Annotated in this window: 2 protein-coding genes; one reads left to right on the top strand and one right to left on the bottom strand. The window is 68.9% G+C overall.

The window, feature by feature from the left end:
* Nucleotides 1-592 (bottom strand): MFS transporter (locus tag EJK15_RS69710; protein WP_138720983.1); only part of this gene is annotated, 592 nt, incomplete at its 3' end.
* 131 nt (nucleotides 593-723) lie between these two features.
* On the opposite strand from EJK15_RS69710, the gene EJK15_RS69705 reads away from it, so the two are divergent.
* A partial coding sequence (locus tag EJK15_RS69705; protein ID WP_138720982.1) for a LysR family transcriptional regulator occupies nucleotides 724-821 on the top strand: 98 nt, incomplete at its 3' end.

Raw genomic sequence — 821 nt, 5'->3', positions numbered from 1 at the left:
CGGTTCGCGCGGGACGTGGCTCCCGCCCGCCGATGGCGCGGATCCCCGCGGCCGAGAGGAGGAAGCTGACCGCGTTGGCCGCCACGCTCGTCACCGGACCCAGCAGCCCGAGCGCGGCGGTGCCGAGCGGCGGCCCGAGCGCGGTGGCGGTCCAGGTCGTGGCCTCGAACCGCCCGTTCGCAACGAGCAGGTCCTCGGGCCGGACGAGCGCCTTCAGACATGCTCCGCTCGCAGCGGTGAAGGCGATGTCGGCCGCGCCGACAACGACCGCCACAACCAGGAGCTGAGCGAAGCTCAGCCAGCCGAGCACGTAGGCGGCGGGCACGCTCATCAGCGCCGCGAACCGGATCAGGTCCATCGCGATCATCACCGGCCGTTTGCGCCGGAACTCCACCCACGGCCCGAGCGGCAGCGCGACCACCGCCCCGACCGCGAGCCCCGCGGCGGCCAGAACGGACACCTCGGTAGGCCCTGCGTCCAGAGCGAGAATCGCGATCAGGGTGAACGCGTCGAACGCCAGCCGTGTGCCGAACGTGCTGACCGCATACGCGGCCCAGAACCACCTGAACTGCCGCCCCAGCGACCTTCCCAACGCGCACCCGCCATCTCTAGGAAACAACCACCCGTTGACATGAGAGATCAAAACGCGCAGCTAGTAGGCAGGTCAAACAACCAGCCGAACGAAGTCGCACAACCGTTAGTTGTGCACTAAGGTCGGTCGGTGTGGATCTCGATGCTGTGCGCACGTTCGTCGCCGTCGTGGACACCGGCCAGTTCCAGGACGCCGCCGCAGACCTGTCGATCACCCAGCAGGCCGTCTC

The sequence above is a fragment of the Nonomuraea basaltis genome (assembly GCF_005893125.1).
Lineage (GTDB): Bacteria > Actinomycetota > Actinomycetes > Streptosporangiales > Streptosporangiaceae > Nonomuraea > Nonomuraea basaltis.
Note: the sequence above shows the minus strand (reverse complement) of the source record. Positions and strands in the feature narration are given on the sequence as shown.